Below are 23,070 nucleotides of genomic sequence, written 5' to 3' on the forward strand. Positions count from 1 at the left end.
ATCTTTCTAATGTGTTAACTTTTCTACAATTCTGGCAGTGAGCTTGCTAGCAAAAGACCGAAAGGCCAATATTCCTATTATGGCAACAGGATAGGCAAAGACCCACACTTCAAGCCAAACCCATAGAAAATTCTCAGCTGACCCTACCCGCACGAATGTAGTGACCAATGTAATAGTGAAAGACATTAACGCACCCATAATGAGCGCGAAAATAAGATTTGGAATATTAGGCATCCGGTAATCATAGCGCTTGAACGGCTTAGCTGTTATTCTGAATCGTGATCACTATTCCGCGCCCTAGTCAGGGGGGTTTTTGAGTAGACTCAGAAATCCATCATTTCAACTCCCTAGGAAAACTATATGGCTGCCGGCCAAAATCAAAGAAATAGAAAAAACGATTCCATGCTTACTAAAACTGGTAAAGCCAGATTAGGCCCACTCAATGCTGCGCAATTAACAAAATTGCTTGACTCCAGCAGCAAGCCTAAAGAAAAGGGCAAAATTCAGCGCGCCCTGAACAAAAGAGGGCCGATAGCTGTTGCCCCTGCTCCAACCCCAGCAGCAACAGAGTCAGCACCAGCAGCGTAATAGATCGACCCCAAAAGTACCTTGGGGTTTTTTCTTGGGTAATATGCTTTAAATATGAAGCTATTGCCCCACATTCACTCGATTTATATTGCGCCTTTTGCAGGAAAAGCGATGCTGCAAATTCCCTCTGCAGAAATTATTGCTGGGGAGGGAATCAAAGGTGACCGCTATGCCACTAGCCAGGGTGCATTTTCGGGCTCAATCCCTACAAAAATTCGCCATATTAGCCTCATTGCCACTTCAGGCATTGATGATGCAAATCAAGCACTTAAGAACTTAATATCAAAGCCCTTTTTAGAGGCTGAGACACGTCGAAATATTGTGATGCAAAATATCTCCGCTCAAGATCTAAATGATTTGGTTGGGGTCGTTTTTTACCTAGGCCGCCTTAAATTTAAAGGAATTGAATTATGTACGCCCTGCGAAAGACCGGCCAAGCTATTGGGCAGAATACATTTTCTTGACGCATTTGAAAATAGAGGTGGATTGAGGGCTGAGGCATATGAATCTGGAGTGCTTTCTTGCGGAAATACTCTAAGTATTGTTAGGCCAAACTCGCTATGATTGTTTACTCCGATAGCGCCGTTATCAGCGCTGAACAGGCTATTGATCTGTATGAGCGATCCACTCTAGGTGAACGACGCCCAGTAGACAATGTCGCAAGCTTTAACGATATGCTTCTGAATGCGAATCTACTAATTACCGCCTGGGATGCGGAAAAGTTAATCGGCATCAGTCGCAGTCTCACAGACTTTTCTTATGTCGCCTATTTGGCTGACCTTGCTGTAGACGAGGCCTATCAACAACAAGGGATAGGCAAGCGACTAATTGAAGAAACGAAAATGAGGCTAGGTCCTAAATGCATGATCGTTTTATTGGCCGCACCCAAGGCAAATACTTATTATGAGCATATTGGGTTTGAACATCACTCGCGCGCCTGGGTACTCAAAAAATAAAGAAAATAATTCTTATATGATTAAGGGATGACTACAACGCGCTTTTGTCTTATCCGCCACGGCGAAACATTCTGGAATACCGAGAGACGGCTTCAGGGCCATACTGACATCCCCTTAAATGCTAGAGGTCAATTACAAGCGCAACAGCTTGCCCTCTCTCTTAAAAAAGCCCACTTGAAGTTCGATGTGTTGTACACCAGCGATCTCAAAAGAGCTTCTGATACAGCCGCCGCAATTGCAGCTGTTTTTGATGTGCCAATGAGCGCTGATCATGATTTACGTGAACGCCACTTTGGAGTTCTTCAGGGCATCACTATTGACGAGGCCCCCTCAAAGCAGCCTCATGTTTGGCAAGCCCATCTTGCTCGCGAACAAGATCATGAACTCGAGGGTGGGGAAAGTATTTCCCAGCTAGCATTTCGCGTAAAAAGTGTCTTAGAAAAAATTGGACAGAAGCATTCTGGACAAACTATTTTGATAGTGAGTCATGGCGGAACCATGGACATGATGTATCGCATTGCTAGCAAGCAGTCCTTAAACTCAGCTAGGGAAGTGTCTGTACCCAATGCCTCGCTGAGCTGGATTACCCACAATGCGTTTGGCTGGGCCGTAGAGCGCTGGGGGGACACAAGCCATCTAGAGGGCCCCGCTCTCGAAAACGTTGATCTGTAATAAAAAAGCCGCCTAATAGGCGGCTTTCTTCGGAAGCACTAAGACTACTTTCGAATATGAGCGTGACGTGCCGCATCCTGAGACATGCCTTCACCTTTTGGCTTGCCCTCGAGGGATTCTTTTTCAGCAGTAATTTCTTTACGGCGCTCTTTGCAAGAACCAGCGATCTCTTGAAGTGCTTTACGCGCTCTAGCGGCCGAAGCTTTAATGCCCTTGCCGTGAAACTTTTCATTCTCTGCCTGGTATGTTTCGAAGGCGGCCATTAAGTTGTCGTGGTGAGACATATTTATCCTTATTTATTATTGAAGTAATCTGCGTAATATACGTAATACAAACTTTAACTCATATTCAAGGCTCAATAGGCGATTATTTTGTCCAACGCTCAATAATGACTTTTAATTTTTCAGGGCCAAGCTCCGCTAAATATAAATTAAAGTCATCCCGCAATGCAGATCCTTTTTTAAAAACGAAGCCTAGATTATCGAAACCATTCACCTGGTAACTACTACTTACCGGTAAATTGAAAGACTTTTGGTAGCTCTCTAGCATGACGCTATCGACAAATACTAAATCTACAGAGCCATTTTGTAATGCTAATAGCGCCTCTGTGGGCGAAGGATAGAGCTTTACTTGATCAACTGAATAATAGCCCTTGGGCTGCAATACTGTTTTGACGTAATCATCAAAAACACTCCCCGTTGGATATGCAATGCTGTATTTTTTTAAATCAGATAAATCATTAATCTTAATGTGGCGATTTTGCAATCCGATTAACTGCCAAGTGCTTATGAAATAAGGATTTGAAAAATCCATCGCCTCTTTGCGTTTATCGGTAATAGATATACCTGAAAAAGCCACATCTGCCTGCCCACTCGAAACAGCGCCTAACATACCCAGCCAATCATAGGCAGTCATTTTAAAACTGCAGCCACGTGACTTGCAGTAGCCCTCAAATATCTCTAGGTCTACGCCAGTGTATTTTCCATCCTTCTCAAACAACATTGGTGGAATGGTTGGGGATACAGCAACTTTAATGGTACTGTTTGAGCCCTGATCAGAACAGGCCCCCAAGGTGAATGTGATAAATAAGACTAGGGCTAATAGGCGCATATTCTTCATAAGTAATAAGTCGATTTCCTGATCAGGGCCCTAGTGGAAAAGCAGTCACGACTGGTATCTGGAGCGCCAAAGTTATCAAGGACGCACTAAAGAAACAAGCCCCCAAATGAGGGCTTGTTTATTCTAAAAGCATCAATCAATTGAAATACAAATACGATGTATGTTACTTAATTAATCCGCAAGCAATTCGAGGTCCAGAGTTGCCAGCTGGTTGAGACTTATAGTCATCGGGGTCGCGGTGAATTACAACAGATCTTCCCAATATTCCGTTTGATCCAGTACTCACAGAAAATCCACTCAGCTTCGCCGAATACACTGCATTTCCGTTGGCATCAGACTTTATATTAGGCATATCGCCTGCATGGCTTGCATCTGAGTTTGGCATGCCGTGATACTTAGTGTCAGGGTTGAAGTGGCCGCCTGCACTGGTAGCATCTGGAGCTGAACAATCCCCTTTTTCATGAACATGAAATCCTTGCTCAGCATTCGGCTTGAGTCCAGAAAAATTACCAGTAACCAATACGTCATGGCCCTGCCATACAAAATTGACTGTCCCTTTTGTGTTAGATCCAGAGCGAGGGTCTAATGTCGAAGATGCTTTTTGCCCAGTACCATGCTCCATAGATTGACATGCACCGAGCAACATTACTGCTGCCACTCCGATAGCTAAAGAAATAGGTTTCATACTTGTTGCTCTCCTTGAATATTAATCATTGTTATAAATACCAATCAATTCTTGCATACTTTGTGGCATTGAGCTTGACATTACTATGTACTGAATGCGCAAATCAGGGCAACTACTAGCGCCCTCGGAGATAAGCCATCACCCATGCAGGATCACTATCACTAGGGAAGATAGGGTAATGCACCGCAACAATTTTTCCAGCTTGGGCGATGATCGTTAGCCGCTTTAGCAAGGTCATTCCGGCGGCAGTAAAAGTGGGCAGATTTAAGGCTTTCTGCAACTGAAAATCTGCGTCACTGACCACCGGGAATGGCAAATGGAGTCTGCTCGCCATTTCTTTTTGGTACTCGGTAGTTTGAGCACTAAGACCCAACACATCCGCATTTAAAGCTTTTAATTCTTGATAATGATCCCTAAATGAGCAGCTTTGAGGGGTGCATCCACGGGCGCCAGGGATCTGATCCCAACCTTCTGGCAATGGCACATTAGGCTGCCCAGTCATTGGATAACAGTAAATCACTAAAAACTGGGGATATGAAGCAAGTGCAATAGACTTTCCATTGGTACTGGCTAATGTAATATTGGGCAAGGACATACCAATAAGATGCTTGGCGGCACCATCGTCCAAAGGGATCGGCAAATCATCTGGGGTTTTGGATAAATCAATCAAGCACGGCTCCTTTTAAAATAACTCATCTGCCTTGGCAAGCTAAGGGCATATCCCTTAAGGGCTTTTCTTGTGCGTAGTCGCAATTTACACCTATCGGCGAAGTGCTACTTGCAGAGCACGCTGACAACGCTATGGATGCCAAAAGTACGGCAAATGGCTTAAGGATATTTTTCATTCGGCTCTCTTCGTCTTATTTACAGAATTTTGGCATAAGTTGAACGTTGCTGTTTTTTACAAAAATATACATGATTGCTTGGGCATGTCAGTTTTTTGATGCGCTAGCTTTGTCCTTAGCGCTACCTTGATGCTCACCCCAAAAGTCATTCTTCACCCGCTGTCGATCGGCCTCTGATAAGCCATCTTGACTCATTAAAACACGGGTGTACCTTGAGCGCCTTGAGTACCTTGAGGATATGTGTCCCTCAACCTACGGAGTCGCTTTAAAAAATCTCCAACACTTTTGATAAAGAGTTGCCCTCGAAATTAGGCTTGTTACCAATCTCTTCAAAAGGCAAGCCTTGGCGATTAACCCAGAAAACATCCAAACCAAACCAAGAGGCGCCTACCGCATCCCAAGCATTACTCGATACAAATAGTATTTCGTCTTTTTTGACTGAAAAAGCATCCAATAAGAGTTGGTAACTCTGCGGCGCCGTCTTAAAAAGCTTTACCTCTTCAACGGTAACTACTTGATCTAGATAAGGCTTAAGATGATTGCTCTGTACAACTGTCTCAAGCATTTCACGACTACCGTTAGAGAGAATAGCCGTCGCCATTCCCAGTTCCTTAAGTTGCTTTAATACTGAAAGGCTATCTTCAAACGCAGTAAGCTTAGCGTACTGATCCATTAAACGATTCTCAGTGGCTGTATTTAAGTCTAGCTTCATCCTCTTACATACATAGCGCAATGAACGAATCGTCAACTCCCAGAAGGGCAAGTAATACTGACTACCCGCTGGGTTGGGATCGCTCATAGTGACAAGGCGGGTGTATTCAATCTGACGATCCCGCCACATGATGGCAAGAGATTCTCCCTGGCCCGGAAAGATCGATTCAGCCAGCTGCCCCATAGAGTACACATCAAATAAAGTGCCGTAGGCATCAAAGGCGATCAATTTGTACAAATTTGTCTCCAATACGTATGTTTTATTTTTTCACAACAAAGCACTACTTACCAATAACTTTTCAAGCCAAAAGAAGCACATTAATGATAGGTGAGCTCCTCAGTTTTTCCCCAGAAAATTTTGTAAGAATAAGCAGTGTAGGCAAGGATCATTGGAAGTACTACTACAGCGCCCCAAAAAATCATCCACAAAGAATCTGTTGAGGCAGCAGCCTCCCAAATTGTCACCTGATCCATTACCAAGTATGGGAATAGGCTATAGGCAATTCCTAATAAAGCCAACCAAAAAATACCTACCGTAGATACAAATGGGATCCATTGGGCATGATAGTGATTATGGTCAAAATTAAACAAAATCTGATGCATCAAAATAAATAGCAGGCCGGTGGCAATCGGAATCGGCATTAGCCAATAGAAGGCAGGGAAAGTAAACCATTTGTGAAAAATTTCTGGACTAAACCAAGGGGTTGCAATGGAGACTAATGCAATACCACATGCACTTAACCACAATGATCCCTTAGCCCACTGAACCGCTTTTTTCTGTAGCGCACCTTCTGTTTTCATAATCAGCCAACAAGCGCCCAATAATGAATAGCCAATCGGCAAAAACAAGGCTACGAATAATGAGAAAAGCCAGCCCTGCCAGCCGGACTCAAAACCAATAATTACTCTACCAATCATGATTCCCTGCATTAAAGAGGCTACGAGACTTCCAAAATAGAATAAAAAATTCCATAAAGGCTTTTGCTCAATATTGACTTTAACCCTGAAGTCAAAAGAAACGCCCCGTAAGATTAGTCCCATTAACATTAGGGCTGCTGGCAAATACAGCTCTGTAAGAATTACCCCATGAGCATAGGGAAAGGCCACTAGAAGCAGGCCCACCGCCAATACAAGCCAGGTTTCATTAGCATCCCAAAAAGGGCCGATAGAGGAAATCATGACATCTTTATCCTCATCCCCGGCTCGGCGCAACAGAATGCCAACACCAAGATCGTAGCCATCTAAGACGACATACAGTAGGAATGAAACCCCCATGGCGCCAAAAAAGAATAATGGCAACCAATTGCTAGCGAGTGAGTAGTCTAAATTCATCATGTCGCATTCCCCAATGTTGCTTCTGGTAAATCTGCTTTTCTAGCCATATAGAAAACGATCCAGATATAAGCACTAAGCAAGCCTACGTAAAGCAGTAGATACATAAACAAAGTACTAAATACCATGGAGTTAGAGACGGTGGTCACCGCATCCACCGTTCTCAAAACACCACTAACTAAAAATGGCTGTCTTCCGATCTCAGTCACATACCATCCCGAAACTACTGCAACCCATCCTGAAAAGGTCATTCCCACTAATGCAATCTTGAGATACTTTGGCAACTCATATCGACCCCTCATCCGCCAATAACTTACCCAAGAAATAAGTAGCATCAACACTCCCACACCCACCATGATTCGAAATGCAAAGAATATTGGCAGTACAGGAGGGATATCCTTGCCAAACGCATCTAAGCCCTTGACTTCACCATCCCAAGAGTGCGTTAAGTAGAGTGAAGCCAAATTCGGAATTGCAATCTCATATAAATTAGATTTAGTAGATGCATCTGGAATGGCAAACAATACTGCAGGAACGTTTTTGGATGTCTCCCAAATACCCTCCATTGCAGCTAACTTTGCCGGCTGATATTCCAGAGTATTTTGCCCATGCATATCGCCCAACAAAATCTGCACTGGAATTAAAGCAGCCGCAACGGTTACGGCAAACTTCAGTGTCAATGCATTGGCTGCTGAACTTGATCCTCTGAGAGATCGATAAGCCGATATTCCGGCAACAAAAAATGCTGCTGTCAAGAATGAGGCTGTCATCATATGCGCTAATCGATAAGGCATTGATGGATTAAAGATAATTTCCATCCAACTATCTGCATGCACGATCCCATTTATGATGCTGTAACCCTGTGGTGTTTGCATCCACGAGTTTAAGACGATGATCCAAAAGGCTGACAGGCTGGTACCAAAAGCAACCAAAAAAGAAGCGACTAAGTGTGTCTTTTGGCTTACGCGGTTGCTTCCAAATAACATTACGCCCAGAAAGGTAGCCTCTAGAAAAAATGCCGTCAACACTTCATACGCCAGCAAAGGGCCGGCAACATTGCCTACAGTTTTCATATAGCCAGGCCAATTTGTTCCAAACTGAAAGCTCATTGTGATGCCACTGACGACACCCAGTGCAAAAGTTAAGGCAAAGACTTTCACCCAAAATTTATAAGCATCGTTCCAAACTGCATCATTAGTACGAATAAACTTCAGCTTGAAATAGAACAGAAACCACCCTAAAGCGATCGTAATCGTTGGAAATAAAATATGAAAAGTAATATTGCTAGCAAATTGAATGCGGCTGAGAACGAGGGTATCTAACATTTTTAAGCAACCTAACGGTCAAATGAGTATTCAGTGTAGTCCTCGCCCACTTGAAATGTGGCCTTTCTTAATGCCGACCTTTTTCCTCAGGATTAAAGTGGGGCAAAAAGAAAGCCCCCTCTTATGCGCGGGCCCTTAAGCTAGTGTTGATTTACTCTTTGCTGTTTGCTATTTGCTACTCAAGCCCAAAATGTTTTTTATCTTCTCCCATCAATTAAAAATTCATGAAGGACTACGTTTTACCAGCATCTTTTTTCCTAAGATTACGGTAGAAACGACTAGCGCCGCAAATAAAAGATTCGTCCAAGTCAGAGAGTCCCCCAACAAAACACTGGCGGCCAGAAGCGTACAAAAAGGTTGGATTAACTGTACTTGACTTACGCGGGCAATGCCGCCCATAGCCAAGCCTTCGTACCAAAAGAAGAAACCTAAAAACATAGGAAATAGACTTAGGTAAATAAAACTGAGCCAGGCAGCGCTTCCAGCGCTCGTGTATGCCTGGTCAAATAAGTAATACGCTACCACCAGGTTGATTGGCAGTGAAATAACCAATGCCCATGAAATGACTGCTCTTGGATTCATCTTTCTGGATAGCTCGCCCCCCTCAACGTACCCTATACAGGCAGAGATGCCACCAAGCACTAATAAAATGTCTACGCGAGTAAACCCACCGGCATTTTTTATTACCGCATAAGTCATGACAATGGCAGCACCTAGTAACGAGACCAACCAAAACCCTAAGGAGGGTCGCTCTTTAAATCGAATCACCCCAATAACGGTAGTCGCTAGGGGCATCATGCCTAGGATCACAGCACCATGGGAGGATGAGCCCTGCGTCATCGCTACAGTGGTGAAAATTGGGAACCCAAAAACAACGCCTAGAGCAATTACGCCACACTTCACAAGATCAACCTTACTAGGCATAGCCTCTTCTTTAAATAAAAGATAAGCCAAGGCCACTAGACCTGCTAATGCCGCCCTTCCGAATGCAATGAAATAAGGGTCGAAACTTAAAACAGCAATCTTACTGACCGGCAAGGTTAAGCTAAAGATGAGAATGCCGATGAACCCAATCAGCATACCCTTGCTTTCGTTATTCACTTGCACCCTTATTTATTGTTTAAGAAATTATATGCACTGGTGAGGAAGGCATTAAAAAGCCCTCACTTTTAGAGGGCTCACTAACCTAATGTCATTGAAAATTCAATTATTTTTTGTCTTTAGGGCTTCCTCTAGCTGGGTGATCTTACCTTGCAAAGCTGCAATTTTGGCATTCAGAGCACCAACATTAAGAAAGGTCTCCTCAGCCACAGGGGCCTGAAGATTATTTCCCCATCCAAGCCAAGATGAGTCATACACCTTCACCTTCTTAAAGCCGAGATTCTTAAGAACAACAGCAGTCTCAGCAGCACGAACGCCGCTCTGGCAATACACTACCGTTTCTTTATCGGGGTCTAGTTTGGAGTACAGCTTTTTCAAATCCACTGTACTTTTTAGAGCCATTCCAGCATTGTCCGAAACCTGCTTTTTACTCAACTTCATTGCTGTCTCTGGCTCTTGCCAATTATCTTCAAAGGGAATGTTGATGGCATTCGGAATATGTCCGCCACGAATAGCCCTGATATCTTTACCCGCATACTCATCAGGTGTACGTGCATCGATAATTTGTGCGCGACCTGCCTGTATTAACTTTTGCATTTCTGCATTAGTTACATTCATTTGAGGCTGCTCCTTAAGCGTAATTGCAACCGGCGCTAAAGTTTGATGCTCTGTTGAAATGGAAAGTCCTGCAGATTTCCAACCATCGATGCCATCGTGATAAATTTCTGCTTGTTTGCCACCAAAATAATTGATGGTGTACATGCCAAAATAAGCATAAGGATTACCACGCCCTCCATACACAACTATCTCACGACTGATATCTAAGCCAGCAGCATTAAACAATTTTTGTATTTGCTCAATTGGTATGTAGTCTTCCTTATTGGGATCTCTTAAGGTTTGGCCTACCTCTCCAAAGTTTATAGCTCCCGGTATATGTCCGCGCAAATAACTCTTCTCATCTCGAACATCCCACAAGATAGCTCCGCGCTCAATGGCTTTTTGCACCTGATCTGTACTCAAAATAGCATCATTTTTTTGTGCAAAAGTATTTACTGACAGTAGCACTAAGGCTAGTAATACAAGATATTTTTTCAGGAAAGCGAGCATATGAGGCCTTATCAATCGGGTTTGCTAAGGGATAAAATAATATTTATCCAATCTCAGTCTATATTACGCGGTATTAGCGGCTACGATCGCTTAACTTGGGAACTAAACCCAGATTGGGCTTAAAAAGGACGACCGCAAGCTCAGCAGAAAATAGCCTGTCGTCAACCGAAAACCCATCATAGCCTTCAATTTTTTATTTTTTCTTGGAGATGCGCATTGCTATATTTTTTAGCATGTCAGCATTGGGCTCTTCCCAGCGGCCGCCGGATTGATTTGCCATGTAAACAACTGCGTTAGCAAAATCAGCAAGGCTCAGATTAGGATTTCCGCCTTTAGGGGGCATTGCTTTTACGCCATGATATCCATCGGCCGTAATATGTTCCTGCCCCTCTTTAATCAATGAAGACCACCTCTTAACATCGCCTAATTTGGGCGCATTATTCAAACCCTGAGCATGACAGCTAAAACATTGGTTTTTATAAGTTTCTTCGCCGCTTATAGCAAGCGTCGCCGAGGAAAATGCGAGCATCATTAAGGTTATACATAGCTTCATTAGAATTAGTCTCAATCTTATTTAGATCATGCTCAACTTTATTGTGGCTCGGGGCGGAGTAGAGTGGCCGATTAATATTTTTATCCAGCTATAGCCACTTATCCACAGAAAAAATTACTTTGGCTCAGTAAATACTATTTCTCAAGTGCGCCATAAATCAAAGCATTTAACTTCTCGCGATGAATCTTCCGGATCTCGCCAGGAGCAACACCCATCATCACAACGACCATTTGCTCTTTTGGGTCAACAAAAAAAATCGTACCGTAGGCACCATTCCATGAATAGTCCCCCACATTGCCATTGTTTGCAGAAAGGCCTCGCTCTGTTCTTACGGCAACACCTAAGCCAAAACCATAACCCAAGCGGGCTGGTTCTGTGCCACTCACATTATTTTTAATACCCTTATCTAGATGATTTGAGGTCATAAATGCAACAGTTTGTGGGCCGAGTACTCGCTTGCCATCCAGACTTCCACCGTTGAGGAGCATCTGGCCAAAGCGCACATAGTCTCCAGCAGTAGAATAGGCGCACGATCCACCGCAATCAAACTTGACTTGTTTGGAGAGTATCTCTACCTGTTGTGACTTGCCATTGAGAGGATCTATCGGCAAAGGCTGAGCCAAACGATTGCGATCTTTATCAGCAAGCTGAAAAGTAGTACTCGGCATGCCTACCTTACTCCAAACACGCTCTTGCAAGACAGCGCCCAATGGCTTACCAGCAATCTTTTCCTGAATAATGCCCAGGACATCCAAACCAAAACCATAATCCCAACTAGTACCGGGCTCATACAGTAATGGTGCTGCAGCTAGCTTATCTATAAAGTCAGCAGCAGAGTAATTTATTGCTGCTGGTGCTGAGCCAGCTGGATAGAATTTATGAATTGGCGTAGATCCGCGACCACCATAGGTAAGCCCATTAGTATGGCGCATCAGATCTTGAATAGTAATGGGATTAGTCGCCGGTGTAGTAGTCAACTTACCCTCTGCATCGACATGACCTACTTTCATACTCTTAAACTGCGGAAGCCAATCAGAAATTGGGGCATTTAGAGGTAAATTACCTTCTTCGTAGAATGTCAATGCTCCAACTGTTGCCATGACCTTTGTCATGGATGCTAGATTAAATATCGCATCTGTAGGCATTGGCTTTTGGGCAGCCTTATCCATATATCCGTAAGGTTTATAGATACTGAGTTTGCCATTTTTTGCTACAGCTAAAACAGCGCCCGGCATTTGATTGCTTGCAATTTGTTCCGCAAAGAAATTATCAATTCGCTTTAAGCCCTCTTGAGAAAAACCTTGGCCTGCAGCGATTGGGAGTGGAGGCCTCACACTCTGCGCCCTTACTAATGAGCCAGCTGTAAGCCCAACGATGCCAGCGGTACCAATAAAAAAGGCCGTTAAAGCACTATGTAAGGATAATTTTTTCATACGGACTCCCAAAATATTTTTAATTATTTTCTTATAGGATTCAATCTTAATACAAATTCTGTTAAATCTGGACTAGTTTCCCCATAGCTATATAAGTCATTCCTTAACAACTCTTTTTAAATAGGTGAAGTGTAAGTAAAGCCTCTATGGAGAATTGGTAAGCATTACTGCCATGCGGAATAAATAGTGAGGTTATCGTCTAAACCAATACAGCTTCAGCAGAGTTACTGTAGAGGTCAGGTATGCCGGCAATCACAGCATTCAAAATCCTAGAATAGGAATACATCAGCACAAAAAACTGTACAACCGCTAGATGGTGGAGGGGTGTCCGTAGGGTATACGGAAATAAAAAGCCCTCATTTCTGAGAGCTTCGTTATTCTTGGTGGCCCGGAGCGGAATCTACCAAAGTCGAGGATGTCTTCATTTGCCATGAGACTAAGACCTACTACTATTCGTAGTGAGTCCACATTCTTAAGATTCGAACCGCCTTCTCCTTGCGCAAAATTTCATAAACTAAGCGGTGTTGAATATTAATTCTGCGTGAGTAAGCGCCTTTTAGATCGCCTACCAACTTCTCATAAGGTGGTGGATTTTGAAGAGGGTCCACTTCTAAAATATCCAATAAAGCCTGGGCTTTATCTCTCAGTCCCGCGGCAGATAGTTTTTTAGCATCCTTAATGGCATATTTGGAATACGCTAAATTCCAAGTCACCACTTCAATGCCCTTTTACTTTTAGCAATAGGCTCAGCCATTGCGTCTTTAATTGACTCACGCATTCCTGGAATTGCTAATAGATAAAGCGTCTCCTGAATAGCACTCCAATCTTCTTCGGAAACTAAAACAGCATTTGCTCGCTTACCAGAGATGACTACTGGCTTATGTGACTCTGCCGCTTGATCAATCAAACGATAGAGACTAGCTCGAGCTTCACTTGCGGTTATTGTGGTCATGATTTCACTCCTTTTCAAAATAGTACGTAAAAGCGTACGCTTTGTCAAATAGTCATCTCATCTACCCAACCAAAAGAAAGTACCCTGCACGAAGCAGGGCATTATTTGAGTTTGGTGGCCCGGGGCGGAATCGACCAAGGACTGAGGATGTCTCACTCTGTTTCTTAACTATTCAGTCAGCAAAAATTTTACACTTGCATGATAGTAACAAATTTGTTATGATCATTTGTGGCTTATTTCATTACTTATTACAACGCAGATGTACAAGTTAAAATTATGGGTTTGCCAGTCACACTGCAAGCACGCTATATTGGCTTAACTGATCGAATGATGGAGCATGGCCCTAATTTAGGATTACCGCATACCGATGCTTTTGGTGGCGGCTTATTTGAACTAAGACTTAAAGGTGCTGAAGGTATTGCGAGGGTTTTCTTTTGTACGATGGTAGGGCAAGAAATTGTCATGCTTCACTGTTTTATTAAGAAAACCCAAAAGACGCCAGAGAAAGAATTAAAAATTGCGAAGCAACGCATGAAGGAGTTAAAGAAATGACATTAAAAATTACCAAGCCTCTGACCCACAAACAAATGGTCAGCAAGATGCTCAAGAATTCAGCCGTTAAAGCAGAGGTGGATAAGCTCAATCGTGAGGAGTTCGCCATTTTGGATGAGATTCTTGCAGCCAGAAAAGAGGCGGGGCTTTCTCAAGCTCAAATTGCTAAACGTATGGGAACACAGGCACCTGCCATCGCTAGACTTGAGAGTGCTTTAGCCACTGGAAAACATTCACCAAGCTTAAGTACTCTCAGAAAGTATGCGGCGGCCTTAGGTAAAAGGGTTGAGCTTCACTTAGTTTAAAAAACTTCATCCGCCTGCCAAAATGAAAAAACCACCCTAAGGTGGTTTTGGTATTTCTTAGTGGCCCGAGGCGGAATCGACCACGGCCCAGGATGCCTGATCCTACTTCAGGACAATCTCGCTTAAGCATCCATTTTCGGGTACTTTTCCAGCAATCCTGTCTTTAATCCAGGGTAAATAATGCGGCGCTGCCACAGGTGGTGTTGTGAAATGTGTTTGTTGACCTGGTAACTGAAAGCGCGCAACGTTGCCGCCGAGCCCGCACATTTGCTGACGATAAGCTTGGCCCATGGGTGGTGGCACTACCGTATCTGCTGTGCCCCAATAAATTGCTACGGGTGCTACTGGCTTGGCTGGCAAAACACTTCCTTTTACCATCGCCTGTGCCCATGCCAAAGTATTGCTTGGCTGTAGCTTCATTAAGGATTTGTATTTCTCACCAAAGACAAAATTCAAAGTATCAGAAGCCGCATGAACACACTTATTAGAATAAACATCATTTAATACTTTGACACCTTCATCTGTAAAAAAATCAGACAGACTCAAGCTTGGAAAGGCAGCCTGCGTTCCCCATAAATTCATTGAAAAGTGAGTGAAGTTAAAAATATTATTTGTAAATACATCATTGAGCCCAGTAAACAATTGATTGGCACTATCAACATCCAATTTCTTACCTGCTAGTGAGATCCCTGTATCGTATGGCGCTAAAGCAACAAAGCCCAAAAATTCAATCCCATCGGCCGCAGTGCCTGTTTGAGTAATGTATTCTTTTTGACTAGCAGCCGCGATAACGGCGCCACCACCTTGTGACCAACCATAAGCAATTGCTTTTTTGCTAGCACTCACTTCAATCATTGAGTGCGCCGCTCTGACTGAATTAATTAAGTCTTGGCTTTGAGTAGCGGCAACCGTATATTGGTGCTTACCGCCGCCTCCCAGACCTTGATAGTCGGTCGCAACAACAACATAACCCTCTTTGATGAAGGTCTCTAGGTTTGGTAAACCATAATCTGTCCAAGAATTACCACCTACCAAGAAGTATTCGTTAAGATCAACGGCAGGATTAAATACTTGTGATGGTCCACAGCTTTGTGCCGTTCCCGTTGTTCCATGTGCCCACGCCATAACAGGTCGCCCTTCAGATGATGCCTTGCCAATAGGAGCAACAATGAGTCCAGTAGAGATTGTTTTTCTATTGCTGACATCTGATGAGATGTAAGCAATGCGCCAAGCTTGAGCGCCAGGAATATTGGTCTTAATAGACTCCTTTTTAATCACCTGCCCTAGCTTACCCTCTGCTTTTAGTTTGGTAACCGCCTCATAAAAAGGGGGCATTGCTGGTTGGGCTAAAGCAGAGAAAGAGACGCTGGTGAAAATAAAAGCGGCAACGAATGCTTGTTGGAATTGAAAAGGCATAGATATCCTCAAATAGAACTTATGTATCAGTAATAATAAAGGACATCCCTACTGAGATGGAATGTCGTTTAAAACGACATTTCTATCAACGGCCTAGTCTAGAAGCAGAGTAAGATATCCCCACCCTTAGGATTTTAAGCATGAGAACAGTAGTCGCGCTGAGTCTGAGTAGGGAGACCTTATGTAAACCATGTGCTCATCCAACTGACCAAAAGAAAATAGCCCAACAAGTGGGCTATTTGTAATTCTTGGTGGCCCGGGGCGAAATCGACCAGGGTCTCAGGAGATTCTCATCCCACTTCAAGGCTACTTCCAGCTAAGATTCAATTTTTTATGCGTGGCGGCACAATCTCGTAAGTAGAGATTGATAAGACTTTGATAAGGAATGCCAACCTCTTCCGACACTGATTTGAAGTAGCTTACCGAATCTTCATCCAAACGGATCGTAATAGGCTTCTTTAGCATAGAAGCATAAGGATTTTTACGAGCTTTGGAGAAATCATATTCTTTACGCATATTCATCACCTTTGATAATTCTTTGACTCTTTAGCAGTTGCCTTACGAGCCGAGATAATATGAATGACATTACCCTCACTGCGATAACAATGGCACACCAAAACTACACGAAGAGAGTGGCTAAGTCCTAATAGGATAAATCGCTCTTCATTCTCAGAATGCTCGGGGTCATCAATTAACTTGGCACCTTCATCATAAAACACTGATTTAGCTTCTTCAAATGAAACACCATATTTTTTAGATTAGCCGAAGCTTTGCGAGGTTTCCATTCAAATTTTAGTAAAATTATATGTACATTGTACATACGTTAAAAAGATAAGCAACTACCTTGATGTTAGGTCTATGTAATCCATGTGCTCATCCGCCACCCCAAAAGAAAATAGCGCGACCAGTGGGCTATTTGTAGTTCTTGGTAGCCCGGGGCGGAATCGAACCAGAGGGCCTAGAATTTATAAAACACTAGCCTTTAATCCAAAATTTCCACCAAGGCTTTCTATTGTCCGCAATAGTTTCCACTTCATTTTCTTGAAGCCTAAAATAAGGCAGCAGTAAATCTTCCATGGAGTAAAGGCCGCTGGGCTTGCCAATAAGTTGCTCCACTGCAAATAAAATACCATTTCCGAAGGCTTCACGAGAAATAGCTTCGTGCTTAAGTCGTACAGTTTGATAGGGAAAGCCAAACAAAATTTCATGCGTACCAATAATGCCGCCTGCTCTGACCGTCTTAATCGCATCCTCAGGCAAGTCAAGCTCCCTTGCTATCACTTTAGCGGTACCAGAAACTTCTGATTTTTTTCTAAAGTGCTCCTCAATGATTTCAATATCGGTATAGGGGGCAATATTTTTTAATATCTTCGCCGCAATCATTAAAAAATTGATTCCCAAAGTAATGTTAGGTGAATGCATTACTACCGTTTTTTTACTCAGGTCTTTTAGCTTGGCATGCGCCGCTGGCTCATAATGAGAAATTGCGCTAACGATGATGATTCCTCGCTTTGCGGCAGCTTCTGCATAGTATTCAAGCCCAGACTCATGAGAAAAGTCAATAATGGCATCTACCGGCATGTGATCCAATAATTGATCTGCAGTAAATTCATCCTTAGAATAAATTAACCCCGGCTCATCAGACTGTATTCCTAAGAACTCTGGGACTGAGCGGTGCTCTAGCGTTGTGGACTGCCTAACAACCCACTGCAAGTTTGTAGATTTAGACTCCAGTAAAACTGAAGCAACAGCTCGACCTGTTTTTCCAAAACCAATGAGGCCTACTTTCATACTTGACTCCTAAATGAAATTTGACAGAAAAATTGAATAGCCAGCTTTTTATTAAATGGCTCTTCGCTTAGTCATTGAGGGGTACTTACAAAGTAAGTTAAGTTTTGACTTGCTTAAATACACCTTAGCACATAGTAATTGGATGATCATGGAGATCTGCCTAAGCTATTGATACCTATAGTTAAAAATAATTACCTTGCGATCTAAAAAGCACATATCGCTTCAAGTGAGCGACTATCGGCGCGTAATGATTTGAGACTGCCCCCTCCACCGCCTATTAATGTCACCATATCATTTTTATTGCACTTATAAAACACTAATGGCTCATCCTTATTCATCGTATTAAACAAGATCATTAAGTGTTGAGCTCCATCACCATCTAAAGCGACTAGGCCTGGGTATATCAACATCGGGACCAATTGCACGAATTGCCCCCTTGCAATGCGGGCAAGTAAGCCCATCCCAAGGTTTTAGGTGCTTATCCGAACCACAGGATTTACAAATAGCATCGCTCACAAGCATGTGATCAATACTTCCTTTTTTTGGAACAGTGAATATATCAATTACCTCGCATTGGCCACAGAGCATCGAGACCTTAGAACAATTGATTCCATGCTCTGCGCCAATAGAGCCGACACATTCATGCTTACAAGCGCTACATTTAAATTGATATCTGGGCATTTGGATTCCTTTAGCCCTTAATCTTTTGCGCATCTAGTCGCTTCATGCGGGCATCTTGGATAAGCAATTGACGCTCTTGATTTGCTACTCCGATGGTAATTTTTCTAGCAATCAGATCAGCGTAAACCTGATCTAGATTTTTAAAGAACTCTTGATAGATCGTATTAATTTTTGGACTAATGCCCTCAATAGCAAATACTCGGCATTGATTTGCTTGAGCAAGGTAATTCGTTAGCGCAGTGGCTTGTTGATCAGTTAACTTATTAGCGGAATTAAATAAATCCTTAGCATGGGAGTTATTTCTGGTCACTGAAATAATTTGACTATCCACCAAGAAGGCATCAGCACCTTGATTCGTTCGCACTATACAGTCGTTTAACTTTTGCCTAACGGATTCTGTATGAATTGGTGCTGGTGCCTTAGCTACTTGAACAGGATTATTCACGGGCGCATTACTTGCGCAGCCACTTAATGCCACTAACCCTACAAGGATTAATTTGTATCTATTTTTCATTGGTTAAACCTTTAAATTATTGGTAGACGAACTCGGCGCGGCGATTTTCTTGATAAGCCGCTTCGGTTTGTGCAGGATTGGCAGGCTTTTCTTTTCCAAAGCTCACTGCCTCAATTTGAGACTCACTCACACCTTGTGCCATTAATGCCCTGCGAACTGCATCTGAGCGACGCTGCCCTAAAGCAAGGTTGTACTCTGTGGTTCCACGATCATCGGTATTGCCTTGAATAATGATGTGCGCTTTATGGGCTTTTGTAAACTTTAAGTACTCAGCATGGGCGCTAATGACAGAGACATATTTTGGATTAATAGAATAGCTATCTAACTCAAAATAAATGACTCTTTTGCCATAGACACTAGACTTGGGATCGCTAATAGGGTCATAGCTCATAGAGCTATTCGCGTTGACAGAGGCTACGCCATTAGTATCGTCAAGTTTGACGCTACTACAAGCGGAGATGGTGATTACGAATAACGCAAGCGCGAATACTTTAATAAAGTTGAGCATGGTGCTACTCCCAAATACAGTCGCATAGATGTGGCTAATGAATACAGAGGAAGCGCTTAATCGTGCGCCTCCAGCCTAAAGAAATTAAGCGGTATTTTTGGGGGGTTTGTAGGCAGAGTCGGGAATATTATCTGCGTGCCGTGGATCACCAGGGGTGGCGTATTTCATTTGATGCTCAGGCAGGATGGGCATGATGACAACCGCTTCATCTAATGCGGCAATGACATGTGACATCAAGTACATGGAATGAATGGGGCTTTTATCATCTCCGCCATCGTTTGAACTGATAGTCTGCTGTATCTCCAGACTCATACAAGTAGTGCTGAGAAGGTGAGCTCTTTCAATAGCACTTTGAATGAATATACCCCCTGCCGCAACCTTAAAAGAGATTACGAACAGGCAAATTATGACAATCAATGACTTTTTACTCAAATACATAAAACTACTATAACCGATTTGCTCTTTAGCTGACAAATACCGCTTGTGCCTAAAAATCAATCCTATTCATCAACACATGTGAATTACGATTTCACTAGCCTGAAGATGAATGCTTTATTTGTCGTTTTAAACGACATCTCTATCACCGGCCTAGTCTGGATACAGAGTAGAACATCCCCAACCTTAGGATCCTCAAGCATGAGAACAGTAGTCACGCTGGATCTGAGTAAATCCACCGTAACCAAATTAGACTCAAATAACTAGGATAGGAATGAAAAAAGAGAGCTAGAAGCTCTCTTTTTGATTCTTGGTGGCCCGGGGCGGAATCGACCAGGGCCGAGGATGTCTGACTCTATTTCCACCCTTTAGCTTGTTGAGACAAATGCTTCTTAAATATTGTTGCTATTGGAGATAACTTTTTACCTTTAGGGCTCACTATGTGCCAACTTGATTTAATGGGAAATTCTTTGCATTTTAAGATGGCAACCTCTTCTTGAGCAGATTTATCGCCCAGAGAATACCTAGATAAAACCGCTATACCTAGACCGCCTATGACTGCCTGCTTAATTGCTTCATTGCTCCCAAGCTCTAATCTAATATTCGGCTTAAGTTTAAATCTTTTGAAGTGAGCATCAGTTGACATCCTAGTACTAGAGCCCTTTTCTCTAAAAATAAATTTTTCGCTCTTAAGTGAAGTAAGGTCAACTGTCTTTTTCTTAGCAAGAATATGCTCCTTAGATGCTATCAACAGCAAAGGGTTTGGCATAAACACCTCATCGTCTATATCATGATGAAGTGGTGGTTGAGACATGATGTAAAGATCATCTAAGTTCTCCTCTAATCTTTTTACAACACCATCACGATTAAGGACCTCTAAAGAAATATCTATTTGAGGATACTTCGCACAAAAGGCACCTAATATTCTAGGAATGAAATACTTAGCAGTACTCACCACTGCAACCTTTAACTTGCCCTGCATTAATCCTTTGACTCCATGAACCTCTTGCTCAAAGGATTCCCACTGAGTAGAAATAGCTCTGGCCGTTTTAGCCAATTCCTGACCCATCTGAGTTAAATGCACTTTTCTGGCAACCACTTCGTAGAGCGGCACTTCAATAGCATCCGTTATCTCTTTTAATCCCATCGAGGCAGTGGGCTGAGTAACGTGGACCATCCGCGCCGCCGCACTCACGCTTCCAGTCTCGGCAAGAGCCAAAAAGAGCCTTAATTGTCTGAAGGTGATATTCATCAGTTTTTACCTATATATAAGTCTATTAATATCGATTTTACTTTATGCATAGGGATCTCTAAGATTGCTCCTAAATTTGGAGAACCCATGAAAAACTTACTTGATCCTGCAATCCTTTTCTTTGTCTTTGGCTGTTTTGCTGGTCTGATTCGCTCTAATCTTGAAATTCCACGCTCCATCGCTAAATTTTTATCGCTTTACTTGTTAATGGCGCTTGGACTTAAAGGTGGGTTTGCTCTTGCTAAGACAGGCCTAAATTCGGAAATTGCCCTCAGTATGACTATTGCGATCGCGATGGCTTTTCTTGTACCAACAATAGGCTATCTATTCCTAAAAAATAAAATTGATAAGTTTGATGCAGCCGCAATTGCCGCATCTTATGGTTCTGTTAGCGCAGTGACATTTGTAACCGCCATTCAATACATGGAGCAAAGTCAACTAAACCCAAACGGTTACATGGCAATAGCATTGGTTTTAATGGAATCACCAGCAATCATCATGGTCGTTCTCCTGGCGAATATGCTCAGGCATAACTCTGAGACCTCGGGAACAAAAAGACCATCATTAAAAGCCATATTGCATGAGTCATTTACCGATGGGGCACACTTATTACTTTTAGGCGCGATGGTGGTGGGCTTCCTTAGCGGTGAAGCTGGTAAAACCATGATGCAACCTTTTTCCGGGGATTTATTTAAAGGAATGCTGGCTTTTTTCCTGCTAGATATGGGTCTGATGGTTGCTAAAAATTTGAAAGATGCTTCCAAGAATTCAACCGCTTTAATAGCTTATGCGACGATTAGTCCATTAGTACATGCGGTAATCGCCTTAGGACTGTGTATTCTATTTGGGGTCACAACTTCTGACACTATCTTGCTAATGGTTTTATCAGCTAGCGCATCATATATTGTTGTACCAGCAGTTTTGCGTTACGCCATTCCAGAAGCGAACCCGTCGATTTATTTTGGGCTTTCTATTGGGATAACGTTTCCACTCAACATCATTCTTGGAATTCCAGCATATATTTGGATGGCTCAGAAATTTAACTGAGCTATTAAAACCTTTAAGATCTATTTGCTGAGATTGTCGTTTTAAACGACATCGACTGATGCAGGGATATATTGATATTTGTCGTTTTAAACGACATTTCTATCGAGGGCCTAGTCTAGAAGCAGAGTAGGACATCCCCACCCTTAGGATTTCAAGCATGAGAATTAGCAACGCTGGATCCGAGTGGGAAGACTGTGTGTAAACCATGTGCTCGGTATAGGCCCAAATGAAAAAACCACCCGAAGGTGGTTTTAGTGTTTCTTGGTGGCCCGGGGCGGAATCGAACCACCGACACAAGGATTTTCAAGCATCCTCCGATAGACCGAATTCGCTTGGATCTCAAAGAGTTACACCACCGTGTGAAAACTTCGTACTACACGCCGTTTCTACAGCAGTATCTAAGTGATTGATTTTGCGAAACTAATTGACCGGCACATGTTTGATTTGTGCTGATACAGAAAAATATGATCCAGTGACTGACGCAAGGATTGAAATAATATTTGTCGTTTAAAACGACATATTATTAATTGAGTATCTTCACTCCATCCTACAAAAGCAATAAAGAAACTGCTGAGTAGTCCCCATTGGAGTTTGGTGAATCTCTGTAGAGCTTTTGATTAATGTAAATGTCTTGCCAAACTCAGTATGTAGATGCTCCGCGTCATACCGCATCACGTCTAGGCCGCTACACTGCTCTGGACCCTCAGGACCAAAGGTAGCCATAATCACATGACCACCATGCTTTACAGAGCGAATGACCTGCTCTACATATTTGGCTCTTTGCTCTGCTTGTGTCAAAAAATGAAATACTGCCCTGTCATGCCAAATATCAAAGTAGTTTTGGGGTAGTGTTGCCAGAGTAATGTCAGCACAATACCAATGGACTTTTTCAGCATCTTTTCCAATACGCTCCTTAGCGACATCAATTGCTTTTTGAGAGATATCGAGAACACTGATGTCTGCGTAGCCCTGAGCCAATAAATCATCAACCAGCGTAGCTTCACCACCACCAATATCTATGATGGCTGTATTTTTATCACCGCCAGCCTCATGAATAAAATTAAGGGAAATTTGAAGATGGGGCGCATACCAGCTGACTGACTCTGACGCTTTAGTTCCATAAACTTTATCCCAATGCGCCTTGTTATCCATAATGCGATCCTTTTAACGTTTTGGCTACTTACTTATAG

At 42.8% G+C, this 23,070-nt stretch carries 31 protein-coding genes; 7 read left to right on the top strand and 24 right to left on the bottom strand.

Going from position 1 to position 23,070, the window contains the following annotated elements; genetic code table 11:
• Positions 1-6: 6 nt before the first annotated feature.
• Complete coding sequence (locus B0G85_RS07880; RefSeq protein WP_100379892.1) at positions 7-234, bottom strand: DUF2798 domain-containing protein; 228 nt, start codon at positions 232-234, stop codon at positions 7-9.
• Positions 235-360: 126 nt separating this feature from the next.
• On the opposite strand from B0G85_RS07880, the gene B0G85_RS07885 reads away from it, so the two are divergent.
• From B0G85_RS07885 to B0G85_RS07900, 4 genes are read left to right on the top strand one after another with little or no spacing between them, the layout of a single operon-like run.
• On the top strand, positions 361-588 hold the full coding sequence (locus tag B0G85_RS07885) for a hypothetical protein (protein WP_100379893.1): 228 nt from the start codon (positions 361-363) through the stop codon (positions 586-588).
• A 54-nt stretch (positions 589-642) separates the two neighbouring features.
• Positions 643-1,152, top strand: coding sequence for a sulfurase (locus B0G85_RS07890; protein ID WP_100379894.1), 510 nt, complete (start codon positions 643-645; stop codon positions 1,150-1,152).
• A complete protein-coding gene (locus tag B0G85_RS07895) occupies positions 1,149-1,544 on the top strand; it encodes a GNAT family N-acetyltransferase (RefSeq protein WP_100379895.1) in 396 nt (131 codons plus the stop codon). Before B0G85_RS07890 ends, B0G85_RS07895 begins: the two co-directional genes overlap by 4 nt.
• 27 nt (positions 1,545-1,571) lie before the next feature.
• Positions 1,572-2,216, top strand: coding sequence for a histidine phosphatase family protein (locus tag B0G85_RS07900; protein WP_100379896.1), 645 nt, complete (start codon positions 1,572-1,574; stop codon positions 2,214-2,216).
• Positions 2,217-2,260: 44 nt separating this feature from the next.
• On the opposite strand, the gene B0G85_RS07905 is transcribed toward B0G85_RS07900, so the two are convergent.
• The 13 genes from B0G85_RS07905 to B0G85_RS07965 all read right to left on the bottom strand — a co-directional run bounded on the left by B0G85_RS07905 (position 2,261) and on the right by B0G85_RS07965 (position 13,379).
• Positions 2,261-2,500 carry an Hc1-related histone H1-like protein gene (locus tag B0G85_RS07905; protein WP_100379897.1) on the bottom strand — a complete coding sequence of 80 codons (240 nt, stop codon included), beginning with the start codon at positions 2,498-2,500 and terminating at the stop codon, positions 2,261-2,263.
• An 82-nt stretch (positions 2,501-2,582) separates the two neighbouring features.
• Positions 2,583-3,335 (bottom strand): transporter substrate-binding domain-containing protein, encoded by a 753-nt coding sequence (locus B0G85_RS07910; RefSeq protein WP_100379898.1) that lies wholly within the window; start codon positions 3,333-3,335, stop codon positions 2,583-2,585.
• Positions 3,336-3,498: 163 nt separating this feature from the next.
• Positions 3,499-4,020 (bottom strand): superoxide dismutase family protein, encoded by a 522-nt coding sequence (locus tag B0G85_RS07915; protein WP_100379899.1) that lies wholly within the window; start codon positions 4,018-4,020, stop codon positions 3,499-3,501.
• Positions 4,021-4,135: 115 nt separating this feature from the next.
• On the bottom strand, positions 4,136-4,690 hold the full coding sequence (locus B0G85_RS07920; protein WP_100379900.1) for a peroxiredoxin: 555 nt from the start codon (positions 4,688-4,690) through the stop codon (positions 4,136-4,138).
• Between the two features lie 440 nt (positions 4,691-5,130).
• The gene (locus B0G85_RS07925) at positions 5,131-5,814 is read right to left on the bottom strand and encodes a haloacid dehalogenase type II (protein ID WP_100379901.1); all 684 of its coding nucleotides are present in this window, start codon (positions 5,812-5,814) and stop codon (positions 5,131-5,133) included.
• Between the two features lie 80 nt (positions 5,815-5,894).
• Complete coding sequence (locus B0G85_RS07930) at positions 5,895-6,911, bottom strand: cytochrome d ubiquinol oxidase subunit II (RefSeq protein ID WP_100379902.1); 1,017 nt, start codon at positions 6,909-6,911, stop codon at positions 5,895-5,897.
• Positions 6,908-8,233 carry a cytochrome ubiquinol oxidase subunit I gene (locus B0G85_RS07935; protein WP_100379903.1) on the bottom strand — a complete coding sequence of 442 codons (1,326 nt, stop codon included), beginning with the start codon at positions 8,231-8,233 and terminating at the stop codon, positions 6,908-6,910. The genes B0G85_RS07930 and B0G85_RS07935 overlap by 4 nt, the downstream gene beginning before the upstream one ends.
• A 222-nt stretch (positions 8,234-8,455) precedes the next feature.
• Positions 8,456-9,334 (bottom strand): DMT family transporter, encoded by an 879-nt coding sequence (locus tag B0G85_RS07940; protein ID WP_232725989.1) that lies wholly within the window; start codon positions 9,332-9,334, stop codon positions 8,456-8,458.
• Positions 9,335-9,436: 102 nt separating this feature from the next.
• Complete coding sequence (locus B0G85_RS07945; protein WP_100379905.1) at positions 9,437-10,441, bottom strand: sulfurtransferase; 1,005 nt, start codon at positions 10,439-10,441, stop codon at positions 9,437-9,439.
• A 193-nt stretch (positions 10,442-10,634) separates the two neighbouring features.
• Positions 10,635-10,973 carry a c-type cytochrome gene (locus B0G85_RS07950; protein WP_157799300.1) on the bottom strand — a complete coding sequence of 113 codons (339 nt, stop codon included), beginning with the start codon at positions 10,971-10,973 and terminating at the stop codon, positions 10,635-10,637.
• Between the two features lie 155 nt (positions 10,974-11,128).
• Positions 11,129-12,427, bottom strand: coding sequence for a serine hydrolase domain-containing protein (locus B0G85_RS07955; RefSeq protein ID WP_100379907.1), 1,299 nt, complete (start codon positions 12,425-12,427; stop codon positions 11,129-11,131).
• A 449-nt stretch (positions 12,428-12,876) separates the two neighbouring features.
• On the bottom strand, positions 12,877-13,143 hold the full coding sequence (locus B0G85_RS07960; protein ID WP_232725990.1) for a Txe/YoeB family addiction module toxin: 267 nt from the start codon (positions 13,141-13,143) through the stop codon (positions 12,877-12,879).
• Positions 13,137-13,379, bottom strand: a complete 243-nt coding sequence (locus B0G85_RS07965) for a type II toxin-antitoxin system Phd/YefM family antitoxin (protein WP_100379908.1) — start codon at positions 13,377-13,379, stop codon at positions 13,137-13,139. Before B0G85_RS07965 ends, B0G85_RS07960 begins: the two co-directional genes overlap by 7 nt.
• 228 nt (positions 13,380-13,607) lie before the next feature.
• Between B0G85_RS07965 and B0G85_RS07970 the strand changes: the two genes are divergently transcribed.
• Both B0G85_RS07970 and B0G85_RS07975 read left to right on the top strand, forming a co-directional pair.
• Positions 13,608-13,931, top strand: a complete 324-nt coding sequence (locus tag B0G85_RS07970; protein ID WP_100379909.1) for a type II toxin-antitoxin system RelE/ParE family toxin — start codon at positions 13,608-13,610, stop codon at positions 13,929-13,931.
• Positions 13,928-14,236: a helix-turn-helix domain-containing protein gene (locus B0G85_RS07975; protein ID WP_100379910.1), complete on the top strand. Its 309-nt coding sequence runs from the start codon at positions 13,928-13,930 to the stop codon at positions 14,234-14,236. The genes B0G85_RS07970 and B0G85_RS07975 overlap by 4 nt, the downstream gene beginning before the upstream one ends.
• A 102-nt stretch (positions 14,237-14,338) precedes the next feature.
• Here the strand turns inward: B0G85_RS07975 and B0G85_RS07980 are convergent, their stop codons facing one another.
• The 9 genes from B0G85_RS07980 to B0G85_RS08020 form a co-directional block, all read right to left on the bottom strand.
• On the bottom strand, positions 14,339-15,652 hold the full coding sequence (locus B0G85_RS07980; RefSeq protein WP_100379911.1) for an alpha/beta fold hydrolase: 1,314 nt from the start codon (positions 15,650-15,652) through the stop codon (positions 14,339-14,341).
• A 306-nt stretch (positions 15,653-15,958) separates the two neighbouring features.
• The gene (locus tag B0G85_RS07985; protein WP_028818794.1) at positions 15,959-16,168 is read right to left on the bottom strand and encodes a BrnA antitoxin family protein; all 210 of its coding nucleotides are present in this window, start codon (positions 16,166-16,168) and stop codon (positions 15,959-15,961) included.
• A 5-nt stretch (positions 16,169-16,173) separates the two neighbouring features.
• Positions 16,174-16,371 (bottom strand): BrnT family toxin, encoded by a 198-nt coding sequence (locus B0G85_RS07990; protein WP_232725991.1) that lies wholly within the window; start codon positions 16,369-16,371, stop codon positions 16,174-16,176.
• A gap of 256 nt (positions 16,372-16,627) precedes the next feature.
• On the bottom strand, positions 16,628-17,443 hold the full coding sequence (locus tag B0G85_RS07995; protein WP_100379912.1) for a 4-hydroxy-tetrahydrodipicolinate reductase: 816 nt from the start codon (positions 17,441-17,443) through the stop codon (positions 16,628-16,630).
• Positions 17,444-17,646: 203 nt separating this feature from the next.
• Positions 17,647-17,853, bottom strand: coding sequence for a hypothetical protein (locus tag B0G85_RS08000; protein ID WP_198508758.1), 207 nt, complete (start codon positions 17,851-17,853; stop codon positions 17,647-17,649).
• Positions 17,854-18,134: 281 nt separating this feature from the next.
• Entirely contained in the window at positions 18,135-18,638 is a 504-nt protein-coding gene (locus B0G85_RS08005) for a hypothetical protein (RefSeq protein WP_100379914.1), read from the bottom strand.
• Positions 18,639-18,654: 16 nt separating this feature from the next.
• Positions 18,655-19,146 carry a peptidoglycan-associated lipoprotein Pal gene (gene pal, locus B0G85_RS08010; protein ID WP_100379915.1) on the bottom strand — a complete coding sequence of 164 codons (492 nt, stop codon included), beginning with the start codon at positions 19,144-19,146 and terminating at the stop codon, positions 18,655-18,657.
• A gap of 84 nt (positions 19,147-19,230) precedes the next feature.
• Positions 19,231-19,458, bottom strand: coding sequence for a hypothetical protein (locus B0G85_RS10280; protein ID WP_157799301.1), 228 nt, complete (start codon positions 19,456-19,458; stop codon positions 19,231-19,233).
• Positions 19,459-19,936: 478 nt separating this feature from the next.
• Positions 19,937-20,833: a LysR family transcriptional regulator gene (locus B0G85_RS08020; protein ID WP_100379917.1), complete on the bottom strand. Its 897-nt coding sequence runs from the start codon at positions 20,831-20,833 to the stop codon at positions 19,937-19,939.
• Positions 20,834-20,920: 87 nt separating this feature from the next.
• Between B0G85_RS08020 and B0G85_RS08025 the strand changes: the two genes are divergently transcribed.
• The gene (locus tag B0G85_RS08025; RefSeq protein ID WP_100379960.1) at positions 20,921-21,880 is read left to right on the top strand and encodes a sodium-dependent bicarbonate transport family permease; all 960 of its coding nucleotides are present in this window, start codon (positions 20,921-20,923) and stop codon (positions 21,878-21,880) included.
• 537 nt (positions 21,881-22,417) lie between these two features.
• Here the strand turns inward: B0G85_RS08025 and B0G85_RS08030 are convergent.
• Positions 22,418-23,032 carry a class I SAM-dependent methyltransferase gene (locus tag B0G85_RS08030; RefSeq protein WP_100379918.1) on the bottom strand — a complete coding sequence of 205 codons (615 nt, stop codon included), beginning with the start codon at positions 23,030-23,032 and terminating at the stop codon, positions 22,418-22,420.
• Positions 23,033-23,070 lie beyond the last annotated feature (38 nt).

This window comes from Polynucleobacter brandtiae, assembly GCF_002797575.1.
In the GTDB taxonomy this organism is placed as follows: domain Bacteria; phylum Pseudomonadota; class Gammaproteobacteria; order Burkholderiales; family Burkholderiaceae; genus Polynucleobacter; species Polynucleobacter brandtiae.